The sequence below is a fragment of the Erythrobacter sp. MTPC3 genome, assembly GCF_042854385.1.
Lineage (GTDB): Bacteria > Pseudomonadota > Alphaproteobacteria > Sphingomonadales > Sphingomonadaceae > Erythrobacter.
The window spans coordinates 268,428-290,950 of the sequence record NZ_BTGP01000003.1 but is presented as its reverse complement, the minus strand read 5'-3'; the positions used below and the strand labels follow the sequence as shown (position 1 = coordinate 290,950).

20 protein-coding genes are annotated in these 22,523 nt (G+C 60.5%); 7 read left to right on the top strand and 13 right to left on the bottom strand.

Features of this window, described 5'->3' with window-relative positions:
• Position 1: 1 nt before the first annotated feature.
• Complete coding sequence (locus tag ACGHU1_RS06065; RefSeq protein WP_390584587.1) at positions 2 to 1,744, bottom strand: acyl-CoA dehydrogenase; 1,743 nt, start codon at positions 1,742 to 1,744, stop codon at positions 2 to 4.
• Positions 1,745 to 1,837: 93 nt separating this feature from the next.
• On the opposite strand from ACGHU1_RS06065, the gene ACGHU1_RS06060 reads away from it, so the two are divergent.
• Complete coding sequence (locus tag ACGHU1_RS06060) at positions 1,838 to 2,812, top strand: L-threonylcarbamoyladenylate synthase (RefSeq protein ID WP_390584585.1); 975 nt, start codon at positions 1,838 to 1,840, stop codon at positions 2,810 to 2,812.
• On the opposite strand, the gene ACGHU1_RS06055 is transcribed toward ACGHU1_RS06060, so the two are convergent.
• The 7 genes from ACGHU1_RS06055 to ACGHU1_RS06025 all read right to left on the bottom strand — a co-directional run bounded on the left by ACGHU1_RS06055 (position 2,809) and on the right by ACGHU1_RS06025 (position 9,083).
• A complete protein-coding gene (locus ACGHU1_RS06055; protein ID WP_390584582.1) occupies positions 2,809 to 3,141 on the bottom strand; it encodes a hypothetical protein in 333 nt (110 codons plus the stop codon). The genes ACGHU1_RS06060 and ACGHU1_RS06055 overlap by 4 nt on opposite strands.
• Before the next feature lie 113 nt (positions 3,142 to 3,254).
• Positions 3,255 to 3,989: a GIN domain-containing protein gene (locus tag ACGHU1_RS06050; RefSeq protein WP_390584581.1), complete on the bottom strand. Its 735-nt coding sequence runs from the start codon at positions 3,987 to 3,989 to the stop codon at positions 3,255 to 3,257.
• A 184-nt stretch (positions 3,990 to 4,173) separates the two neighbouring features.
• Positions 4,174 to 4,710 carry a CarD family transcriptional regulator gene (locus tag ACGHU1_RS06045; RefSeq protein ID WP_390584578.1) on the bottom strand — a complete coding sequence of 179 codons (537 nt, stop codon included), beginning with the start codon at positions 4,708 to 4,710 and terminating at the stop codon, positions 4,174 to 4,176.
• Between the two features lie 217 nt (positions 4,711 to 4,927).
• Complete coding sequence (locus ACGHU1_RS06040; RefSeq protein WP_390584575.1) at positions 4,928 to 5,728, bottom strand: YihY/virulence factor BrkB family protein; 801 nt, start codon at positions 5,726 to 5,728, stop codon at positions 4,928 to 4,930.
• Between the two features lie 53 nt (positions 5,729 to 5,781).
• Positions 5,782 to 6,120, bottom strand: coding sequence for a ferredoxin FdxA (gene fdxA, locus ACGHU1_RS06035; protein ID WP_390584572.1), 339 nt, complete (start codon positions 6,118 to 6,120; stop codon positions 5,782 to 5,784).
• Between the two features lie 99 nt (positions 6,121 to 6,219).
• Positions 6,220 to 6,513: a S4 domain-containing protein gene (locus tag ACGHU1_RS06030; protein ID WP_390584569.1), complete on the bottom strand. Its 294-nt coding sequence runs from the start codon at positions 6,511 to 6,513 to the stop codon at positions 6,220 to 6,222.
• On the bottom strand, positions 6,510 to 9,083 hold the full coding sequence (locus tag ACGHU1_RS06025) for a helicase-related protein (protein WP_390584827.1): 2,574 nt from the start codon (positions 9,081 to 9,083) through the stop codon (positions 6,510 to 6,512). The genes ACGHU1_RS06030 and ACGHU1_RS06025 overlap by 4 nt, the downstream gene beginning before the upstream one ends.
• A gap of 229 nt (positions 9,084 to 9,312) precedes the next feature.
• On the opposite strand from ACGHU1_RS06025, the gene ACGHU1_RS06020 reads away from it, so the two are divergent.
• The 5 genes from ACGHU1_RS06020 to ACGHU1_RS06000 all read left to right on the top strand — a co-directional run bounded on the left by ACGHU1_RS06020 (position 9,313) and on the right by ACGHU1_RS06000 (position 13,795).
• Complete coding sequence (locus ACGHU1_RS06020; RefSeq protein WP_390584568.1) at positions 9,313 to 11,055, top strand: peptidoglycan DD-metalloendopeptidase family protein; 1,743 nt, start codon at positions 9,313 to 9,315, stop codon at positions 11,053 to 11,055.
• A gap of 78 nt (positions 11,056 to 11,133) precedes the next feature.
• The gene (gene hemB / locus ACGHU1_RS06015; protein ID WP_390584566.1) at positions 11,134 to 12,129 is read left to right on the top strand and encodes a porphobilinogen synthase; all 996 of its coding nucleotides are present in this window, start codon (positions 11,134 to 11,136) and stop codon (positions 12,127 to 12,129) included.
• The gene (locus ACGHU1_RS06010; RefSeq protein WP_390584563.1) at positions 12,122 to 12,679 is read left to right on the top strand and encodes a GNAT family N-acetyltransferase; all 558 of its coding nucleotides are present in this window, start codon (positions 12,122 to 12,124) and stop codon (positions 12,677 to 12,679) included. Before hemB ends, ACGHU1_RS06010 begins: the two co-directional genes overlap by 8 nt.
• Entirely contained in the window at positions 12,672 to 13,247 is a 576-nt protein-coding gene (locus ACGHU1_RS06005; RefSeq protein ID WP_390584561.1) for a GNAT family N-acetyltransferase, read from the top strand. Before ACGHU1_RS06010 ends, ACGHU1_RS06005 begins: the two co-directional genes overlap by 8 nt.
• Positions 13,229 to 13,795 (top strand): gamma carbonic anhydrase family protein, encoded by a 567-nt coding sequence (locus ACGHU1_RS06000; protein ID WP_390584558.1) that lies wholly within the window; start codon positions 13,229 to 13,231, stop codon positions 13,793 to 13,795. The genes ACGHU1_RS06005 and ACGHU1_RS06000 overlap by 19 nt, the downstream gene beginning before the upstream one ends.
• 25 nt (positions 13,796 to 13,820) lie before the next feature.
• Here the strand turns inward: ACGHU1_RS06000 and ACGHU1_RS05995 are convergent, their stop codons facing one another.
• The 5 genes from ACGHU1_RS05995 to ACGHU1_RS05975 form a co-directional block, all read right to left on the bottom strand.
• Complete coding sequence (locus ACGHU1_RS05995) at positions 13,821 to 15,416, bottom strand: cisplatin damage response ATP-dependent DNA ligase (RefSeq protein WP_390584555.1); 1,596 nt, start codon at positions 15,414 to 15,416, stop codon at positions 13,821 to 13,823.
• Positions 15,416 to 16,447 (bottom strand): ligase-associated DNA damage response exonuclease, encoded by a 1,032-nt coding sequence (locus ACGHU1_RS05990; RefSeq protein WP_390584553.1) that lies wholly within the window; start codon positions 16,445 to 16,447, stop codon positions 15,416 to 15,418. Before ACGHU1_RS05990 ends, ACGHU1_RS05995 begins: the two co-directional genes overlap by 1 nt.
• A gap of 48 nt (positions 16,448 to 16,495) precedes the next feature.
• A complete protein-coding gene (locus ACGHU1_RS05985; RefSeq protein WP_390584550.1) occupies positions 16,496 to 18,577 on the bottom strand; it encodes a S9 family peptidase in 2,082 nt (693 codons plus the stop codon).
• A gap of 86 nt (positions 18,578 to 18,663) precedes the next feature.
• Positions 18,664 to 21,072 (bottom strand): ATP-dependent Clp protease ATP-binding subunit ClpA, encoded by a 2,409-nt coding sequence (clpA, locus tag ACGHU1_RS05980; protein ID WP_390584547.1) that lies wholly within the window; start codon positions 21,070 to 21,072, stop codon positions 18,664 to 18,666.
• A gap of 120 nt (positions 21,073 to 21,192) precedes the next feature.
• Positions 21,193 to 21,396, bottom strand: a complete 204-nt coding sequence (locus ACGHU1_RS05975; protein ID WP_390584544.1) for a DUF1192 family protein — start codon at positions 21,394 to 21,396, stop codon at positions 21,193 to 21,195.
• Between the two features lie 97 nt (positions 21,397 to 21,493).
• Here ACGHU1_RS05975 and ACGHU1_RS05970 point away from each other — a divergent pair, with 97 nt between their 5' ends.
• A complete protein-coding gene (locus ACGHU1_RS05970; RefSeq protein ID WP_390584542.1) occupies positions 21,494 to 22,522 on the top strand; it encodes an NAD(P)H-quinone oxidoreductase in 1,029 nt (342 codons plus the stop codon).
• The last annotated feature ends 1 nt before the right edge of the window (position 22,523 follow it).

The window sequence follows — 22,523 nt, the reverse complement described above, 5'->3', positions numbered from 1 at the left end:
ATCATCCGGCGAGCTTGTCGCTTGGCAAGGTATAGAGCAAATCCGCACCCGCAATGGCGCCCGCTTTCAGGCCATTGGCCTCCGGCACTATGCGATCAATGAAAAAGCGTGCGGTGACAGGCTTTGTCTCGGCGAGAGAGGGCGCGGCGCCTGCTGCCACGGCTTCGCTTTGTTTCATGAGCTGCCACGCTGCAACAGCGACCGCCGCCATCGTGCAGAACGGCACACTCCCCGCAAGCCTATCGTCCAGGCTTGCCTCATCGCGCATCCAGCGCGCGATTTCGGCGCAATCCGCAGCGAGGCCCGCCAGCGCAGGTTCTTTGACAGCGTCACGGGCGATCTCTTCGAACAGGCCGATCATCGCCTCTCCGCCTTCCAGGCCAAGTTTGCGCGTGACCAGATCTGCTGCCTGAATACCGTTTGTGCCCTCATAAATCGGAGCAATTCGCGAATCGCGCCAATGCTGGGCGGCTCCGGTTTCCTCGACGAAGCCCATGCCGCCGTGGACCTGAATTCCGATGCCAGCGACCTCTACGCCAATATCGGTGCCCCACGCTTTTAGCAGCGGGACGAGGATTTCCGCCCGGTTTTTCGCATGCTCATGGCCGATAGTGCCGCGATCGACCTGGCCGGCACAGTAATACAGCAGGGCACGGCAGCCTTCGGTGAGGGCTTTCATCCGCAGAATCATGCGGCGAACATCAGGATGTTCAATAATCGAAACGGGCGACTTGTCGGGCGATCCGGCGCGTGCCGACTGGACCCGGTCCGCCGCATAATACAGCGCCTGCTGTGTTGCCCGTTCAGCGATCTGATTGCCCTGATTGCCGACATTGATGCGCGCATTGTTCATCATCGTGAACATCGCCATCAGGCCGCGATTCTCATGCCCGACCAGCTCACCAATACATTCGCCATTGTCACCGTAGCTCATCACGCACGTCGGTGACGCATTGATGCCGAGTTTGTGTTCAAGGCTGACGCAGCGCAGATCGTTGCGATTGCCCAATGAGCCATCGTCGTTGACGTGATATTTCGGCACGAGAAAGAGCGAAATTCCGCGCGAACCCTCTGGCGCATCTGGCAGCCGCGCGAGGACGAGATGGATGATATTGTCCGCCAGTTCATGCTCGCCCCAAGTGATGTAAATTTTCTGTCCGGTGATGCGGTATTTGCCCGCATGTTCGCCGTCTTCAATCGGCTCGGCCGTGGATCGCAATGCGCCGACATCGCTGCCGGCCGCCGGCTCTGTCAGGTTCATCGTGCCCGACCACCTGCCCGAAATCAGATCGGGAAGATATTTCGATTGCTGGTCTTTGCTGCCGTGATGTTCCAGCGCCTCAATCGCGCCAACCGACAGCATCGGCAACAGGTTGAACGCCATGTTCGCCGCGCCAAGGTTTTCCAACACATTGCATGAAAGCGTGAAGGGCAGACCCTGACCGCCAAAATCCGCTGAACTGGCAATCGAATTCCAGCCCTGGGCAACGTATTCATCATACGCTTCCTTGAACCCGTCAGGCAGGCGCACAACCCCGTTTTCCAGCTTCGCCCCTTCCATATCGCCGATGCGGTTCAGCGGCGCGAACTCTCCGGCAGCGAATTGGCCCACGCCTTCGACGATGGCTTCGACAAGGTCTGGCTCCGCATGGGCGAATTTTTCGCTTTTGGCGATTTCCTCGATCCCGGCATTGACGCGAATGGCAAGCAGCTGATCCTGGGTGGGGGGAGTATAGGGTGTCACGGGCGGGTATCGTCCTGTTGATTGGGTCGCGGTAAAATGCGGGAGAGCGCCTTTTGCTTGGCAGCGCCTGTTACAGAATATAGCGACCATCGCATGAGCGACAAGGACGTTACGGAAGTGGTGCTGGCCGATGCTGCGGGAATCGCGCGCGCGGCGAAAATCCTCGAATCCGGCGGGCTGGTCGCTGTGCCGACAGAGACGGTTTACGGCCTTGCCGCGCGGGCAGATAGCCCGGACGCGGTGGCGCGGATTTATGCTGCTAAGGGAAGGCCGGATTTCAACCCGTTGATCGTCCACATCCGCGACGAAGATCAGGCCCGGCGTTATGCTGTGTGGGATACATCGGCAGAGGCGGCGGTGATGATCCATTGGCCGGGTCCGCTAACTGTGGTTGTCCCGGCGCTGCCTGATGCTGCTCTGGCCAAGGCGGTTACGGCGGGCCTTGATACTGTGGCGCTGCGCTGTCCGGCCCATCCTGTGATGCGCGCTCTGCTTGAGCAGGTCGATTTCCCGCTGGCCGCGCCATCGGCCAATCGCAGCGGATTTATCAGCCCGACAACCGCGCAGCACGTGCTTGAGACGCTGGATGGAAAGGTCGACCTTGTTCTGGACGGCGGTCCGGCGGCGCAAGGAGTTGAATCGACCATTCTCGCGATCCGTGACGGCGGTGTGTGGGAGGAGCTTCGGCCCGGCCCGGTCGATCTTGATGCGCTGCACCGGCACTATTTTGAAACGGGGCTTCCGCAAAAAATACACAGCGATCCCGCAGATGATCGGGTCGAAGCGCCGGGCCAGCTCGCCAGCCATTATGCGCCGGGAAAGCCGGTCAGGCTCGACGTGCAAAAAGTCGCGCCAGACGAGTTTTCTATCGGGTTTGGCAGATGGGCTGGCGACTGCACGCTGTCATCTGCGGGGATGCTGGAGGAAGCGGCGGCCAACCTTTACGAATGCCTACACCTGGCCGCAGCATCTGATAAGCCGCGCATTGCTGTGGCCCCTGTCCCAGACACAGGTATTGGGCGCGCAATCAATGATCGTTTGCGGCGCGCGGCTGCACCGGCTGATTAATTGGTGTCGGGTTCAGCTGGTATCGTGCGAAGTATCGCCTGCATCTCGGCATAGCTTTCCTGGGCCTCGTCACACGCATCATCGTCACCTTCGCGGCATTCGGCGATCTGCTTGTCATATTTGCGCTCAAGCTTGCCCAGCTCTTCTTCGCGCTTGCGAATATCGCGCCCGCGCTTCTCGTCCGCTTCGGATTGGCTTGTCGTGGCGAGATCGACAGCCTTCGCGCCGACACGCACCGGAGCGGTGACCACATCGACAGCGGTTCTGGCGAGACAGCCCGACAGGGAAAGAGCGGCAATGCTTACGGTGAAGACAGGAAGAGCGCGCATGGCTGATACCTTGCGCGCTCTTGTCTGGATTGCAAGCTGGCTTCGATCAGCTGATCGGGGGCGGGGCGCAGTTATGCCTCTTCAGCCGCAGCAGAATTCTCTGCTGGCTCGCGCTACGCGCCGGGTGCGCAAGTCAGCGTGCCGCTGCCAATGGACGATTCGGTGCAGGTCGCATTGCCGGTCACAGTGACATCGCCGGACCCGGCCATGCTCGCCTCAACAGTCCCGTCAGAGGCGAAGGCTACATCGCCCGATCCTCCGATGGCGACTTCAGCGTTGCCTGCTTTCAAATTGGAGAGGTCGACACTGCCGCTGCCGCCAATGCTTATTTCCAATTGTTCGGCCGTGCCTGCGCCGATTACGGAGCCTGATCCGCCAATCGCAATTTCAAGCGTTTCTGCAGCGATTTGATCGATCACGATCGACCCGGAACCGCCGATTGCCAGCGACGGATTAGTCCCGACGCTTTGCGTTTCGACAGATCCTGATCCGCCTATGACAATGGAGTGCGGAGCAGGCATTGTGACCGTGACGACAGCCTTGCCATCCTTGATCTCCAGATCGGGATCGCTGGTCACGCCGATGGTTTCGTCATCCAGTACAAAGCGCAAGGCGTTCTCAGGATCGTTTTCGACCGAAATTGAAAGCGCATCCCCTTCGGTTACGACAACTGTGGCATTGGTCGTGACGACAAGCGCGGTAGGGGCGGCGCCGGTCATGTCGAGTTCGGAAAGCGGCACGCCCTCCTTACCGTTGATCGTAACATCCATGCCATCGCAGCCGGCGAGGCTGGCCCCCATTGCGAGCGCGGCAATCGGCGCAAGACCTTTCAAAATCCGCTGGATCATAATTGTACCTCCACATTTACCTGACCGGATCGCGACATTCGCCGCGAGGCGTATTGGTGATATAATACACCAATATCGGAGGTCAAGGTGGTCCCGGCACGGCCGGGTGCGAGCCGATAGCTGAAACGGAAAGGGCCGCCCCGTCAGGAGCGGCCCTTTAAAAGGTCGATGAGGGAAGCAGCCTTTAGCTGTCATCCTCTTCATTGTTGTAATATTGCGGAGCGTGTTCGCGCAGGACTTCCAGGATTTTCTCAAGCGCGGTCGCTTCGTCGGTTTCCTCCATCGCGCCCAGTTCGCGGGCGAGACGGCTGGACGCCGCTTCGAAAATCTGACGCTCGGAATAACTTTGCTCCGGCTGGTCATCGGGACGGAAAAGGTCGCGCGTGACCTCTGCAATCAGGACGATCTCGCCCGAATTGATCTTCGCTTCGTATTCCTGGGCGCGGCGCGACCACATCGTGCGCTTTACCTTGGGCTTGCCTTTGAGCGTTTCCATCGCTTCTTTCAGGGTCTTGTCCGAAGACAGCTTGCGCATGCCGATGGATTCAACCTTGTTGATGGGCACGCGCAGGGTCATGCGCTCTTTTTCAAACCGCAGGACATACAGTTCCAGCTGCATACCGGCGATTTCTTCATTCTGAAGCTCGATCACGCGGCCAACGCCGTGCTTTGGGTAAACGACGTAATCTCCGACGACAAATGCGGGCGCATTGCTTGCCATGCGAATTCCTTTCATTTAGCCGTACTGCGCGGCGCATAGGGACAACTGTTCCAGCGGCGTTCCGTCCCTGTCCTTGGACGTGAGCGCCGGGTTCAAATCATCCTGATATGCGATTGCTGGTATGCGGCCTTTCTGGTTTTAATCAGCCAGCATCGGGACCAGCCGATGCGGTTGTTCCATTACATAACATATTCGTAACAAAATTGCGAATCAGAGTTCAAGCGCCCGTATCCTTGCCGACATCAGCGGCCAGATGAGCGCCGATCAGCAGCAGATACGCGCTGAGGTATAACCATGTCAGGAAGACCACTATCGCACCCAGGGATCCGTAAGTGGCATTGTAACTCGCGAAATTGGAGGCATAAAAGCCAAAGCCTGCGCTCGCCGCCATCCACCCCAGCCCAAACAGAATTGCGCCTCGAAACGCGGCTCGCATCGGAATGGCGGGGGTGTTCGGGACAACCCGGTAGGCAAAAATTGCCCCGGCAATGCCAGCCGCTCCGACAACTGCATAGCTTGTGAATGCGCCGCCCTGTCCGCCCAAGACGAACGAGACCAACGCTGTGGCGCCGCCGACAACCGAGAGCGCAATCAAGACGCCCAGCGTGATTGCGATGGCGAGCAGGTTGCTGCGGATGATGCCGCGGCTTTCTTCAGCTTCGAAGGCGACATTGAGCGCGGAGATGACAGAACCTGCGGCGACCCGTGCGCCAAACAGCGAAAATGTTATTGCAGCTAACAGCGCGAGCCCGGCAGTGTCGCTGCGCGCTTCCGAAACACTTTCGAGCTGTTCGCCGACGAGCTCGCCTGCCGAGGGGGGAAGGGCTTCGGCAGCCGAGGCAACGTGTGTGGCAACGGTTTGCGTGTCGACGAGCAAGCCGTAGGTCAGCACAATCGCGGCGAGCAGCGGCATGAAGGACAAGAAGCCATAATAGGCGATACCGGCAGCAAGCAGCCCGGTGTTGTTATCAGTCGCGCGTGCAAAAGCGCGTTTCAACGTTTCGAATAATGACAGCATGCACTTCAAACCGAGTGCAGCCTCACCTGTTCCTGACTTTGGACGAAGCGGGCCTAGTCGCCTTCGCCAGGCTCTTCGCTGAAGTATTTTTCGAATTTGCCTTTTTCGCCCTTATGCTCATCAGCATCGGCGGGCGGTTCTTTCTGGCTCGTGATGTTCGGCCATTCGGCTGAAAACTTGGTGTTCAACTCAAGCCATTTTTCGAGGCCATCTTCGGTGTCCGGCAGGATTGCTTCTGCCGGGCATTCCGGTTCACAAACGCCGCAATCGATGCATTCGCTGGGATTGATGACCAGCATGTTCTCACCCTCGTAGAAACAGTCTACTGGGCACACCTCGACGCAATCGGTGTATTTGCATTTGATGCAGTCATCGGTGACGACGTAGGTCATTAAAAAAGCTTTCGACAATTGTCCGTGTTTGCGCGTCTGCTATGTCGATTTAGCCGCGTGGGTCAAGTCATCTAAAGTATGCAGGTGCGCACCTGATCTTCATGCGCGGCTGTGTTCGCGGTAATGCGCCTTTGCTGCGGCAGGTGATGCGCGCCGGTTGGGCAAAGACAGGATTTCGACAATTCGAATATCTTCGCCCTGCGCCAAGGTCAGCACATCACCGACTTTTACAGCTTCGCTCGCCCGGCGGACGTGGTGCCGGTTATGGCGCAGCGCGCCCTTTTCGATCATGGCATGGGCAGCGGAGCGTGTGCGGGCAAAGCGCAGGTAAACGAGCAGACGGTCCAGTCGGAGTGCTGGTTCGCCTTCGATGTCCTGCACGCTTTGCGTCATCTGCCCAAAAGATCGGCCAGCCCGTCAAAAGCGCCGCTGGCGCGCGCCGGACCGGTATCAACCTGCGGCTTTTTGCGGGGTGCATCGCCCGGCTTCGATCCCTGTTTTGCCGAGCGCTTTCGGCCCTCATTCTTTGCATCTTTGCGCCCGCCATTCCTGTCGCGCCGTTCTTCATTGCGGCTTTTGGCGATGCGCTCTCCGGGTCGGCGCGGCCGCCAGGTCCAGCTATCGGGCACTGCAGGGCCGTGTGCGCCGTCTGCGAGCGTGCGTACCCGCTGAACCTTGAAACCTGCACTGCCAAGCAGGCGGCGGGCGTTTTCTTCCTGAAGCCCGATTGAGATTGGCAAAGCGAGATTGATCCTGAAGCGCACGTTGCGCTCTTTCGCCGCCTTACCCGAAGCCTTGGCTCTCGCATCGAAAGCGGCGCGAAGAATCTTCTCTGCCAGATCGACGCGGATCGCTTGCGAACCGGCAGGGCGATATCCCGCTGGCAGCGGCTTTGCCTCCGCAATCACGGGCAGCATCGCGTCTTGCAAAGGCCGTTTATCCAGGCCGAGCGCGTTCAACAGCTGGCGCGGCGCAGGTTTGAGCAGAGCGCCGGCAAAAATGTCGAGCGCGCCAAAGTTCACGCCCAGTTTGCGCAGGAAGGGGCGCATTTCCTTAGGCAGATGCTCCAGCCCCGCTTTTTCGCGGCTGATCACGCCGCGCGCGTCGATCAGCGTTATAAGCAGCGCGCGTGCCTGCGACCCGGCCTCTGGATTGCGCGCCGCCTCGGCAAGTTTGCGCAGCGGCAAAAGTGGCTCCAGCTTTTTGTCGAGCCAATCGGTCAAACCAGATTCGAGGCGGCTGCGCGCAGGCTCCGCAAGCAACGCGATGTCGCGGGTGAGCGAGAGGCGCGGCGTGCTGAAATCGTCCGGCATCGCGATGTCTGCCAGCCGGCGGCCCTGCCACGTGATCGAACCGCGCTCTATCGCCAGTTCGGACATACCATCGGCAAGCAACCAGTCAGCCCGCTGTGCGAGTATTCCCGGAAGCGCCTTTTCCCCGGCGGCGAGCAGCATTTTGCGATCTGCAACGCCCGCATCGGGGTCAACCACAAACCGGAACCCGTCGAGCTTGCCAATCGGTTCCTCTTCGACAGTCAGGCGGTCATCGGCTTCGAGTGTAACGGGTAGTGCGCTGGCATCCTGCCCAAGCGATTTCATCAGTATCGTCGTCCTTCGGTTGACAAAGCGTTCGGTTAGCCGCGCGTGGAGCGCATCGGATAGCTTTGCTTCGACTGCGCGCGCCCGCGCAGCCATTTCGTCGCGCGCCAGCACCCAGTCGGGTCGCTGGCAGATATAGGCCCAGGATCGGATCGCGGCTATCCTCCCCTGCAAAGTGTCAATATCGCCGCCTGTCCGGTCCAGTTCGGCAATGCGGGCGGCCACGAAATCCGCACCAAGATACCCTTCACAAAGATCCTGCCACAACCTTGCGACAAACCGGGCATGCGGATCGACGCCCACCTGCCGGAAATCGGGGAGTGAGCATGCCTCCCAGAACCGGCGCACCAATCCGCTGCCGCGAACGGATTTTGCCAGCGGTTCCTCTGCAAGGCGTTTGAGCACCGCAAGATCGATGGCCTGGGGCGCGCCGCGCAGAACATCGTGCCGCGGCCTGCTTTCAAGATCGCCGATCAGCACCGGAACCGTGTCAAAGCGCGGCTCCGCCTCACGCCAGTAAAGTTTCGTCAGCGGAGCAAACTTGTGCTCCTCGATTGCGAAGATCTCTTCTTCGGTAAACTCCAGCGGAGCGCCCGACCGGCTGCCGCCGCCTGTCAGCGTGCCAAAGCTGCCGTCGCGCTGGTGCCGACCGGCGCGGCCTGCGATCTGCGCCATTTCAGCCGGGATCAGTCGCCGTTTGCGTTGTCCATCGAATTTCGTAAGCGCGGCAAACGCGACGTGGTTGAGATCAAGGTTAAGACCCATGCCAATCGCGTCGGTCGCGACGATATAATCGACCTCACCGTTTTGGAACAATTCCACCTGTTTGTTGCGTGTTTCCGGTGAAAGTGCGCCCATTACCACCGCAGCGCCGCCGCGAAACCGCCTTAGCGCCTCTGCCATGGCGTAGACCTGCTCGACCGAAAAGGCGACAACCGCGCTGCGCGGCGGCAGTCTGGACAACTTGGCCGTCCCGGCATGTGTCAGCGTGGAAAAGCGCGGCCGCTCGACCATTTCAGCGCCGGGGATCAACGCTTTTACAATCGGCTGGAGCGTCGCTGAACCGAGGATCATCGTTTCCTCGCGCCCACGCGCATTCAGCAATCGGTCGGTGAAAATATGCCCGCGCTCGGGATCGGCCCCGATTTGCGCTTCATCTATGGCGACGAAAGCATGGCCGCCGCCCAAACGGTCCATCGCCTCCATCGTGCAGCAGAAATAGCGCGCATTCGGCGGTTCAATCCGCTGTTCCCCGGTGATGAGCGCGGCAGCATCATCGCCCTTTATAGCGCGCACACGGTCATAAACTTCGCGCGCCAGCAGACGCAGCGGGAACCCCATCATACCGCTCGAATGGCCGCACATCCGCTCAATCGCGAGGTGCGTTTTGCCGGTGTTAGTGGGGCCGAGCACCGCCCGGACTTTGGAATCGCTCGTATTTCCGTTCACCAGCGGCTTTTGTCAGGCTTGGCCGGGCGGAGCAATGGCCGTGTTTGCGCGCGCCGCCCGCTTGCAGCAACGGCTGGTCGCAGGCATGAGTCGCTTCGGCGTTGGTTAAGGCGTCATTTACTTTGTTCGCCCAAGGTTTTCCGCCATGTGCAACGCAGCGAGCGCACAGCGCCTCGCGGAGAAAGACGCTTTGGACCACGCACGCGACATCGGCGGTGACTTTCCGCACAACGAAGATGGCACGGAGCCTGCCGACGAACGGCAGGCCGCCGATGAAACTGCGCGCGCAATCCTGCCGTATTTCCGCAATTCCAAACAGATGGCCGGACCCACCGGCGCACAGCGGGCAAAAAAGCGCGTAATCACCCGCGTAAGCGGAGTGGGGGAGCGTTATGACGAATGGAAGCTGGCCGCAGGACAGCGTCTGGGCGAACTCGACCTGACACCGGACCTTGCGGAGAATATCGGGAGCCGCCGGTGGTTCAGGGGATTGGGCACGATGCTGGCTCTTGGTGCGGCGGCATTGGCTTTCTGGCCCGATTTTGCCCCGCTTGAGGCGCGCGCGGCCATGCCGCAAGATGATCAGGTGCAACAGGAATTGCGAAGCCAGATGATTACACCGCTGGCTTTCGGGGCCGATAGCGGGCGGCGGATGGGGCCAACGGACAAGGTTATCCCGCTTGCTAGCGCGCCCGAACGTCCGCAAATCGACTTGGTGGCGACCCTCGCGCCGGGCGACAGTTTTGCCACGATGCTGCGCCGCGCGGGCGTTTCGCGCAGCGATATCGACCGGGTCAGCACGCTGGTGAACGAGGCGATGCCTTTGTCTGAAATCCGCCCCGGAACGCAGATCGATATCGTGCTGGGGCGCAGGGCAGCACAAGGGGCGCCGCGTCCGCTTGATGAATTGAAATTCCGCGCGCGTTTCGACCTGGAACTGGAGGTCGGGCGAAACGGCGCGGACGCGGAAACCGGCCAAGGCGGATCACTGGCGCTGCAGCGCAATTTCATTCGCGTCGACGACACGCCGCTGCGCGTTCGCGGCAAGGTCGGGCAGAGCATTTATCGCTCCATGCGATCAGCCGGTGTTCCCGCCACTGCCGTGCAGGAATATATCAAGGCGCTCGACAACCAGATCAATATGGACCGCGAGGTCCGTTCCTCCGATGAATTTGACATCATCCTGTCTTACCGCCGGGCCGCGACTGGCGAGCGGCAGGCCGGACAATTGCTCTTTGCCGGGATTGACCGCGCAGGAGAGCCCAAGACACAGCTGATGCGTTGGGGTGATGAGGGCCGCTTTTACGAAGCATCCGGCGTCGGCGAACAGCGCGGCGGCCTGCTCGCCCCAGTGCCGGGGCGTATCTCCTCGCGCTATGGCATGCGCCGTCACCCGATCCTGGGCTATCGCCGAATGCACGCAGGGCTCGACTTCAGAGCGCGGAGCGGCACTCCAATTGTGGCTGTTACCGATGGCACCGTCAGCGGGGCGGGCCGGATGGGCGGCTGCGGTATCGCGGTTCGGCTGAACCATGGCGGGAATTTGTCGACGCGCTATTGCCATATGAGCCGCATGTCTGTGCGCCGCGGCCAGCAGGTGCGGCGAGGTCAGGTGATCGGCTATGTCGGCTCCACCGGGCTTTCGACCGGTCCGCATCTTCATTACGAGATGTATCGCGGCGGCAGGTCGATCAATCCCGCCAGCGTTAAGTTCGTGACCCGCGCGCAGTTGTCAGGGACAGAGCTGATTGATTTTAAACGTCAGCTGATAAAATTGAAAGAGGTCGAGGTGGGCGCTGCCCTTGCCGATCTGGAAAAGCGGCCTGAAGAAACCGAGGAGCCGCTGCGCGAGATCGAGAAAATCAACCTCGCTAGCCGGGCGGATTAGCTTTCTGCTTCACCGCTCGCCGGTGCGCGCCATCCAAGTGATTGCAGGCCCGCTGCAAATGCGGCTAGACATGCGCGCATGACGGCAAAATATCCCAATACGCGGCTGCGCCGCACTCGTGCAAGCAGATGGAGCCGCGCGCTCCACCGCGAGACCCTGCTGACGCCGACCGATCTCATCTGGCCGTTATTCGTTACCGAGGGCAGCGGCGTCGAAGACCCGGTTGCGACGCTGCCGGGCGTTTCGCGTTGGTCGGTCGATGGCATCGCCGCCCGTGCAAAAGAAGCGGTCTCGCTTGGCATCCCGGTGATCGCCCTGTTTCCCAATACGCCCGCTGACAAGCGCAGTGATAGGGGCGAAGAGGCGCATAATCCCGACAATCTGATGTGCCGCGCAATCCGCGCGATCAAAGATGCGTGCGGTGATGACATCGGCGTTCTTACCGACGTTGCGCTCGATCCGTATACCAGTCACGGTCAGGACGGTCTGCTCGACGACGCAGGGTATGTCACCAACGATGATACAGTCGCCGCGCTGGTCGATCAGGCGATCAATCAGGCAGAGGCGGGCGCGGATATCATCGCCCCTTCGGATATGATGGATGGCCGCATCCACGCGATCCGTATGGCGCTGGAAATGGGCAGCCATCCGAACGTCCAGATCATGAGTTACGCAGCAAAATACGCCAGCGCGTTTTACGGACCATTTCGCGATGCAGTGGGATCAGGCGGTCTGCTGAAAGGTGACAAGAAAACCTACCAGATGGACCCGGCCAACAGTGATGAGGCCCTGCGCGAGGTTGAAATGGACATTGCAGAGGGTGCGGACAGCGTGATGGTAAAACCCGGCCTTGCCTATCTCGACATTATCTACCGTGTAAAACAGCAATTTGGCGTGCCAGTCTTCGCTTACCAGGTAAGCGGCGAATACGCGATGATCGAGGCTGCGCAGGCCGCCGGTATCGGTGATCGTGATGCTTTGCTGATGGAAAAACTGATCGCGTTCAAACGCGCCGGGTGCAGCGGCGTGCTGACATATCACGCGCCGGTCGCCGCGCGCATCCTCAATGGCTGAATTCCGGTTGGAGACGCCGCGCCTGATCCTGCGAGACTGGCGGCAGGAAGATTGGGCAGAGTTTTGGCAGAGCACGAATACGCCGGCTGTCATGCGATGGCTCGGCGGGGTTCTGGACGAGGACGGCATGTCATCTGCGCGCGGGCGGCTGGAAAGCTACCGTCAGCAGCACGGCCACACATCCTGGGCGGTAGAGCGCAAGGAAGATGGCGCAATCCTCGGATTTTGCGGGCTGAAACGCAGCAATCAGGCGGGCGGACCGATGGGCATGATGGAGGTCGGCTGGCGGCTGCGCGAAGATGCGTGGGGCTGCGGCTATGCCAAGGAAGCGGCGACGGCGTCTTTAGATGCGGCGTTCGGACAGTTTGGCGCAGCGGAAGTCATCGCCCTGACCGTTGAACGCAATTCGCCAAGCTGGGGACTGATGAAACGCTTGGGCATGATCCGGCGCGAAGACCTCGATTTTGCCAATGCCGATTTTGACCCGGAAACCGCGACGATCATCGTCTATTCAATTGACCGGGATGACTGGGCGATCATCAATGGGTGACCTGGTGCTTGAGACGGAGCGGCTTGTTTTGCGCCGTATTTCGGAGGGTGATGCGCAATTGCAGGACCAATTGCTGAACACTGCGCGCGTGATGGAGCATCTGGGCGGCGTGAAGGAGCTTCACGAGATCGAAGCGAAACATGCGTGCACCATGGCCAGCTTTGCCCGCGAAGGCTTCGGCTTTATGATGATGATCGAAAAGGCGACGGGCGATCTTGTCGGCCATTGCGGATTGAAGCGGGTCGATAATACCCACGCGCCCAATATCGGCGATCACGAAATTGGCTGGCTGGTGAGCGAAGATCGCTGGCGCCGCGGGTACGCTTACGAAGCGATGCGCAGCGTGATAGAATGGGCTTTCGGGCCAGCCATAGCCGCGCCGCACGTCGTTGCGCTGACATCAGAGGCGAACACCGGCAGCTGGAAGCTGATGGAAAAGCTTGGCCTGACGCGGCGACGCGACCTTGATTTCAGCGATCCCGCATTTTCGGATGCGGATAATCCGACGATCCAGTATTCGCTTGGTAAACATCAATGGGAGAGCCGCAAATGTATCGCCCCGGCGTGAACATCATTCCGATCCACGGCAAGACGCCGCATATCCACGAGACCGCATTTGTCGCGCCCGGTTCGACCATTATCGGCGATGTCGAGATCGGGGCTGGCAGCTCCATCTGGTACAATTGCGTGCTGCGCGCAGACGTTTTTAAAATCCGCATTGGAGAGCGCACCAATGTGCAAGATGGCAGTGTCCTCCATTGCGATCCGCCGCGTCCGGGAGATGAGGACGGCTCGCCGCTCATCATCGGCGACGATGTGCTGATCGGACACATGGCAATGGTCCATGGCTGCACCATCCTGGATCGCGGTTTTGTGGGACTTGGCGCGATCGCGATGAACAAATCGGTGATCGGATCGGACGCAATGCTGGCCGCCGGAGCGATGCTGACAGAAGGCAAGGTGATGGAGGACCGGATGCTATGGGCAGGCCGCCCGGCCAAGCCGATGAAGGAGCTATCCGACGCGGCCATTGCGGGAATGCGGATGGGCGTGACCCACTATGCTGAAAATGCCAAACAGCACGCGATTGCGGTGTTTGAGTGCGGGCTGGCGTGATCCTGCCGCGCGCCCTGCGCCGCCATTAATCCCGGATCAGCGCGCGCAGGCTTTCGATCCGGTCCGCTTCGTGAACCGGTTTGTCCCAGCGGATGCGGTGGATACGCGGAAAGCGCATGGCGAGCCCCGATTTATGCCGTTTTGACGTGTGGACACTGTCAAACGCGACTTCAAAAACCAGCGAGCGTTCAACTTCGCGCACCGGGCCGAAACGGTTGAGCGTTGTCTGGCGCACCAGCTTGTCCAGCTTTTTAAGCTCGGCATCAGTGAAGCCGGAATAGGCCTTGCCCACTGGAAGCAATTCCGCGCCTGCGTCGGGATCGCCGTCCCAGCAGCCAAAAGTGTAATCGGAATAAAAGCTAGACCGTTTCCCGCTGCCGCGCTGCGCATACATCATCACCGCGTCGATCAGCAGCGGATCGCGTTTCCATTTGTACCACAGCCCAACCTTGCGTCCGGCGATGTAGGGACTGTCGCGGCGTTTCAGCATCAAGCCTTCAATCGCATCCTCGCGCGCGCCCTCGCGAATTTCCGCCAGATGATCAAAGTCGCGCGCCTCGACCACGGCGGAGATGTCAAAATGGCTTGCGGGCAGGCGCTCCATCAACGTTTCCAGTGCCTCGCGGCGCTGCGTCCACGGATGCTCCCGCAGATCGTCATCTTCGATCAGCAGCGCATCGTAGAGCCGTACAAATGCAGGCGCTTCGGCGAGCATTTTCTTGGAAACCGTCTTGCGCCCGAGCCTCTGCTGAAGCGCATTGAAACTAGCCGCGCCGCCCTCTTCACCGCCCTGCGATGACCCTCGCACCAGTAATTCCCCGTCAAGCACGGCGTCGATTGGCAGCACGTCCAGAAGCTCGGGAAAGCTGGCCGAAATATCGTCTCCGCTGCGCGAATAGAGCCGTGTTTCGCCGCCGACCCGGACCAATTGCACGCGAATGCCGTCCCATTTCCACTCGGCAGCATAGTCAGCGAGATCGACCGTGTTTTCCTCAAGCGGGTGCGCCAGCATGAACGGGCGAAACCGGGGGCGGCTCGACACATCCGGCGGATTGCCGCCATCCGCGCCCCACGCAAACAGTTCAGGATAGGGCGCATCCAGCGCGTGCCAATATTCCTCGACCTCTTCGATAGAAACATCAAACGCTTGCGCAAATGCCGTTTTTGCAAGCCGCGCGGAGATGCCGATCCGCATACCGCCGGTGGCCAGCTTGATAAGTGCAAAGCGGCCATTCGCATCCAGCCGGTCGAGCAATTTGGGCAGTTCTTTAGGCGCGGTGTTGCGGTTGAGGGCGGTGAGCATCTCTACCACCTGCGCCACGCTGGGGATGTCGCCATCGCGCGTATCGGGTTCGGGCCACAGCAGGCTCGCCGTTTCCGCTGTATCGCCTACAAAATCGCGGCTGAGGGTCCACAACACCGGATCAACCCGGTCTATCATCAAATTGCGAATGGTCGAGGATTTGACCGCTGGAAAATCAAGCTCACCGGTCAGCGCGGCCAGCGCCCAGCCGCGATCAGGATCGGGCGTAGAGCGCAGGTAGTCGGCAATCAGCGCCAGCTTGCGATTGCGGCTGGTGGTGTAGACGAGCGTGTCGAGTAGGGCGGCGAACTCCTCCATTATTCGTCCTCTTCCTCGCGCCCGACCAATGCAAGCGCGCGCGCTTTTCGTTGGCCAAGCTCGCACCAGCGCAGCAAGGCAGCCTCTCGCCCGTGGGTGACCCAGACTTCTTGCGGGTCAACTTCGTCAATCGTCCGGGTAAGCTCACCCCAATCGGCATGGTCGGAAATTATCAGCGGCAATTCGACACCGCGCTGGCGCGCGCGTCCGCGAACGCGCATCCACCCGCTCGCCATCGCGGTGATCGGATCGGGCACGCGGCGGCTCCACCTGTCATTGAGCGCGCTGGGCGGGGCGACAATTATGCTGCCGCGCATGGTGTCTTTCTCATGGTCTGACACCAGCCGCAATTCACCCAGATCGACGCCGTGATCTTCATACAGGCGGCACATTTTCTCCATCGCGCCGTGAAGGTAGATTGGCGCTGTGTGACCCGCCGCGCGCAGTTCCGCGATCACCCGCTGCGCCTTGCCAAGAGCATAGGCGCCGACCAGCACGCTGCCATCGGGCGCATCGCAAAGCGCGCCCAGCAGTTTGTCCATCTCGTCTGCGATCGGCGGATGGCTGAACACTGGCAGGCCGAAAGTCGCCTCGGTGATGAAGATATCGCAGGGCGTTACCTTGAACGGGGCACACGTGGGGTCGGCCCGCCGCTTGTAATCGCCGGTAATGACGACGCGCTCGCCAGCGTGCTCAAGCAGGATTTGCGCGCTGCCCAGAACGTGTCCTGCCGGGATATATGTCGCATCAACGCCGCCGGCCAAACGGATCGTCTCGCCATATTCAACCGGCACCGCTTTGGTCGGGATCTCCCCGCTGTCATCGGCTATGCCTGTCCGGTATCGCAATGCCATGATGGCGAGCGTCTCTGGCGTGGCGAAGGTTTCACCGTGGCCGCCGCGTGCGTGATCAGCATGGCCGTGGGTAACAAGCGCGCGGTCCACAGCGCGGCCCGGATCGATCCAGCAATCTGCAGGGACGACATGCACGCCCCACGGTTCGGGCCGGATCCAGGAAAAAGGTGCGCTCACACGCTATCAAAGCCGCGCGCGCGCACCTGTTCCCGTATCGGTGTCAGGTCACTCGGCGTCTTCGCCTTTGCGATACTTGTCAAACCACGCGATTACGCTGGCCGTGCGCGCAGCCTGCTGGCTGGGCGTTTGCGACAGGTTGTTGTGGCTGGAATCCGGGGTGATGACCAAAGCGGTGTCCACGCCTGCAAGTTTCAGGGCGCCGTAATATTGCTCTGCCTCGCTGCGCGGTGTGCGGTAATCATCCGCGCCGACCAGCACCAGCGTCGGTGTGGTGACATTGCCGATCAGGCTAAGCGGTGAGCGTTCCCAGTAATGCTCCGGACGCTCCCACGGCTGGCCGCCCATCCAGTACCGTCCGAAAAACGCCAGGCCATCAGCCATCAGCGACTGGCTGACCCAGTTGATAACAGGCTTGTGCGTGGCCGCTGCCTTGAACCGGTCCGTCTTGCCGACCAGCCAGCTGGTAAGCACACCGCCGCCGGAGCCGCCCGTAACATACAGATCATTGGGATCGGCAAAGCCCTGCGCGATAGCGGCATCGACGACCGCCATCAGCTCATCGAAATTGCTGATCGGATAATTGTCCTCGATCCGGTCGGCAAAGGCTTCTCCGTATCCGGTTGAACCGCCGGGATTGGCGAAGACGACCGCATAACCCGCCGCGCCGTAAAGCTGGTAATCGGCGGAGAATTCCGGGCCATAGGCAGCGTAGGGGCCGCCATGCATTTCAAGAATTGTGGGGACCGGCGTGCCGGGGACGTAATCGGGCGGGAGCATGATCCACGCCGGGATAATTGTGCCGTCCGGGGCGGTTGCGGACAATTCCTGCGTCTGGCCAAGCCGTTTGCCGCTGAACTTAACCGCGTTCAGCGCCGTGAGGGTGCGGGTGCCCCGCCGCGTGGTGACGCCGATATCTGGTGGGCTGGTGCTGCTGGCGGTGGTGAAGGCCAGCGTGCCGCCTTCGCTCACCGACCATTCGCCGCCGGTATACGGCAGGGCGTAATAGGTGGAGCCCAAGCGCGGGGAGAGCGGAGTGACCGAGCCATTCATCGAAATGCGCGCGACCCGGTGCTCGCCATCATCTTCGTAACTGGCAAACAGGCCCGCATCGGTCCATTCAAGCCCGTCAAATCCGCGATCAAGCGATGTGGCAAGCTGACGCGAGCCGGTGCCATCGGCGTTCATCACATACAGATTGGTCTGGTCGAAGGCGTTACCGACATCGTTAAAGCCTAGATAGGCGATTTGCGAGCCATCCGGCGAAACCTGCGCGCCAAAATCCGGCCCTGTGCGAGTGGTCAATGCCGTGACACTGCCGCTCGCCAGATCAAGCGCGTAGATGTCCGCAGCGAGCGGTTCCAGCTCCCAATCCTCATTCCGGTTCGCCGCGTAATACAACGTGCCGCCATCGGGCGACCATTCGACCGCGCCGCCATTGTCGTATTCGCCGTAAGTCAGCTGGCGCGGTGCGCCTCCGCGGGCGTCGACGACGAACAGCTGTACCGTGCCCGGCTTCACATATCCGCCGCCATCATTGCGGTAGGTGACCCGGTCGATGACCTGGATTGGCGCGCCCCATTCTGCGCCCTCCGGCTTTGGCGGCGGGCTGCCTAGGACAAGTGGTTTGCCTGGAATGCGGGCGGTAAAGGCGATTTGCGATCCGTCCGGTGACCAAGAAATGCCGCCGGGACTTTCGGGCAGGGCGGTGATGTTGGCGCTGGCTCCGCTATCCATCCAGCGCACGTGAAGCTCCGCTCCGCCGCCGCTTTCGGTTGAAATATAAGCGAGCCGTTTGCCATCGGGCGACCAGCGCGGGCTGGCATGTGCCCCCTCTCCGGTGACGAGCGGGGTTTCCTCTCCGCTCGATACGTCGATCAGCCAGATCGATCCGGCCGCGCGGTCGGTCATGATGTCGTTGGTCCGCCTGACATAGGCAATTTGCGATCCATCGGGGCTGATTTGCGGGTCTGCCGCAACGCTCAGCCCGAACAGGTCGGCTCCGGTAAAATACGGGCTCGGCGCGCCATCATCATCGGCTACATGATCGTCTGCGAGTGCCGGTAGGGCAAAGACGAGCGCTCCTGTGGCGATCGCTCCCGCGAAAAAAGGAAGTGTGCGTATAGACATGATTGGCCCCCAAATTGCTTTGGAGGCCAATCAATCACATCGGGTTTTAAAAGGCCAGAGCAGCCGCGGCGCGAACACCGGACGAATCAGCTCTCCTTGTCGCTACCGGCAGAGCTACCGGACGCTTCGGGGTTGGAATCGCTGCTTTTTTCAGGCGGAGCTTTTTTCGCAGCAGGCTTTTTCTTTGCCGGGGGTTTCCGCTTTGGTTTGGTTTTAGGCGGGGCCGGGGCCAGTTCAAAGCTGGGTTTGCCGTCCTTGACCGTGACATGGACCTCGCCGCCGTCGGCCAGTTTGCCGAACAGCAATTCCTCGGCCAGCGGCTGCTTGATCTTGTCCTGGATAAGGCGGCCCATCGGCCGTGCGCCGTACAGCTTGTCATAACCTTTTTCGGCAAGCCAATCTCGGGCATCGCTGTCGAACTGGATGTGGACGTTCTGGTCGGCGAGCTGGAGTTCGAGCTCAAGGATGAACTTGTCGACCACGCGGGCGACAGTGTCCCTGCCAAGATAGGCAAACGGCACAATCGCATCGAGACGGTTGCGGAATTCGGGGGTGAACATCTTGTTCACGGCCTCGGTCCCGGCATCCTCTTTCGACACATCGCCAAATCCGATGCCGCTGCGCGCCATGTCGGACGCACCGGCATTGGTCGTCATGATCAGCACGACATTGCGGAAATCGACCGTTTTGCCGTGGTGATCGGTGAGACGGCCATTATCCATCACCTGAAGCAGGATGTTGAACAGGTCCGGGTGGGCTTTCTCAATCTCGTCGAGCAGCAGAACACAATGCGGATTCTGATCAACCGCATCGGTTAAAAGCCCGCCCTGATCGTAACCAACATAGCCTGGAGGCGCACCGATTAGGCGCGAAACGCTGTGGCGCTCCATATATTCGGACATGTCGAACCGCTTAAGCTCGATACCCATGATGCTGGAAAGCTGGCGCGCGACTTCGGTTTTACCAACGCCGGTGGGACCAGAGAACAGGAACGAACCGATGGGCTTGTCCGGGTCGCGCAGGCCGGCGCGCGATAGCTTCATGGCGGTCGCGAGGCGGGTGATCGCTTCATCTTGGCCAAAGACGACGTGTTTCAGATCGCGGTCGAGGTTTTCGAGAGCTTTCTTGTCATCCTTGCTCACCGATTTCGGCGGGATGCGGGCCATGGTCGCAATGACCTGCTCGATTTCCTTGGCGGTGATCTTTTTCTTGCGGCGGCTGGGCGGAACCAGCATCTGCATCGCGCCAACCTCGTCGATCACGTCGATCGCCTTGTCGGGCAATTTGCGGTCATTGATATAACGCGCGGACAGTTCGACCGCGGTTTTCAGCGCATCGGGGGTGTATTTGACGTTGTGATGCTCTTCAAAGGCGCTGCGCAGCCCTTTGAGGATTTTCACGGTGTCTTCGATGGTGGGTTCATTCACGTCGATTTTCTGGAACCGGCGCAGCAGCGCGCGGTCTTTTTCGAAGTGGTTGCGGAATTCCTTGTAGGTGGTCGAACCGATGCAGCGGATCGTGCCGCCTGACAGCGCTGGTTTCAGCAGGTTTGAGGCATCCATCGCCCCGCCGCTGGTCGCGCCTGCACCGATTACAGTGTGAATCTCGTCGATGAAGAGCACCGCGTGCGGCATCCCTTCCAGTTCGGAGACAACCTGCTTCAGACGCTCTTCAAAATCGCCGCGATACCGGGTTCCGGCCAGCAATGCGCCCATGTCGAGCGAGTAGATGACCGCTTCTTCGAGAACGTCGGGCACGTCCCCTTCCACGATCTTGCGCGCCAAACCTTCGGCAATCGCGGTTTTGCCAACGCCGGGATCGCCCACGTAGAGCGGGTTGTTCTTGCTACGGCGGCACAGGATCTGGACGGTACGATCCACTTCGGGACCGCGGCCGATCAGCGGGTCGATCTTGCCGTCCTCTGCCCGTTTGTTGAGGTTTACGGTAAACTGGTCGAGCGCGGTTTCTTTCTTAGAGCCGCCCTCTTTCGTCGCTTCGGCAGGCTCTCCGGCGGTGTCTTCGCTGCCGGTCGGCTGTTTCGATTCGATCTGGCGGCCGCCCTTGCCGATGCCGTGGCTGATATAGCTGACCGCATCCAGGCGGCTCATATCCTGCTGCTGAAGGAAATAGACGGCATAGCTGTCGCGTTCGGAGAACAGCGCCACCAGCACATTTGCGCCCGTGACCGTATCCTTGCCAGAGGATTGGACATGCAGGATCGCGCGCTGGATAACCCGCTGAAAACCGGCGGTTGGCTGCGGATCGGCGTCATCTTCGGTTTTGAGCGACTGGTATTCCTGATCGAGATATTGCTTCACCACCTCGCTAAGCTCGGCCAGATCCACTCCGCATGCAGCCATCACCTGCGCGGCATCCTCATCATCGATGAGCGCGAGCAAAAGGTGCTCCAGCGTGGCATATTCGTGCCGGCGCTCAGACGCATTGCCGAGCGCGTTGTGGAGGGTCCGTTCTAGGTTCTGGGCAAAACTTGGCATGTCGTGGTCTCTAGCAGAGTGGTGGGGGAAGGGCGCTAAATGATACGGTAAAGGCGGGTTTTACCATATATGGGACGGAAGGCTCTAATTGCGAATCTGATAAAGATACGCGCCGCTGCCTCATTCGGATTTCCCGCCGAATAACGCATCGGCGGCGGCGCGATGGGCGGATGCCTTGTCCCGGTGTGACCGCACACGGTGTATTTCCGCTTCCAGCAAAGCGATCCGGTCATCCAGTTCAGCCTGAGAATACGGGCCGAGATCTTCACCGGCGAGCCTGCTGGCCGCATCGCCTTTCTGGCGGGGAAGATCGGGTTCATCCATTGCAATCAACATCGCAAGTCAACCGGCTTGCTGTCAATGCGTCTGGCCTGTAATTGCGACACCAAATTGCGTCAGTTTGGGGGAACATAAAATTTCCATGGAAGAACAGCAGGCAGTGAACCATCGCCAGGTCATGCCGGAAACGATGAACACAATCGGTTTTGCCCAGCCAGGCGGGCCAGAGGTGCTTGTGCCGGAAACAGCCGCCGTGCCTTCGCCGGGGGCGGATGATGTCCTGATCAGGGTCGCCTTTGCCGGGGTCAACCGGCCCGATTGCATCCAGCGCGCCGGGCATTATCCCGCGCCGCCGGGGGCATCGCCTGTTTTGGGTCTGGAGGTTGCGGGGGAAGTTGCGGCGGTGGGCGCAAACGTGCCTGCCGAAATGATCGGTCAGCGCGTGGCTGCGCTGACGCCGGGCGGCGGATATGCCGAATATTGCACCGCGCCGTGGCAGCATTGCCTGCCCGTGCCCGGCGATATGGACCTTAAATCTGCAGCCGCCCTTCCCGAAACGCTGTTTACCGTCTGGCACAATGTGTTTGAGCGCGGCTGCGCACGTGATGGTGAGCGGTTGCTGGTGCATGGGGGCACGTCGGGCATTGGCACCATGACGATCATGCTGGCCAAGGCATTCGATATCGAGGTCATTGTGACCTGCGGTGACGAGGCAAAGTGCGAAGCGGCGCGTAAAGTGGGCGCTGATCTGGCCATCAACTACCGCGAGGAGGACTTTGTTGCAGCGGTCAAGGATTACACCGGCGGGGACGGCGTGAATATCGTGCTCGACATGGTTTCAGGCGATTATGTGCCGCGCAACCTCCAATGCCTTGCCGAAGATGGCCGCCATGTGACCATCGCGGTGCTGGGCGGGGCCAAGGCGGAACTGTTCATGCCGATGGTGATGATGCGCCGATTGACGCTGACCGGATCGACGCTGCGACCGCGATCCGACGCATTCAAGGCGGCGCTGGCGGATGAGATTGCAGCAAACGCCTGGCCGCTGTTTACCTCGGGAGAGCTCGCACCGATTATGGACGAAACGTTCCCGCTGGCCGAGGCTGCCGCCGCCCATGCACGGATGGAGGCAGGGGAGCATATCGGCAAGATCGTGCTTGAGGTTGCCTGAA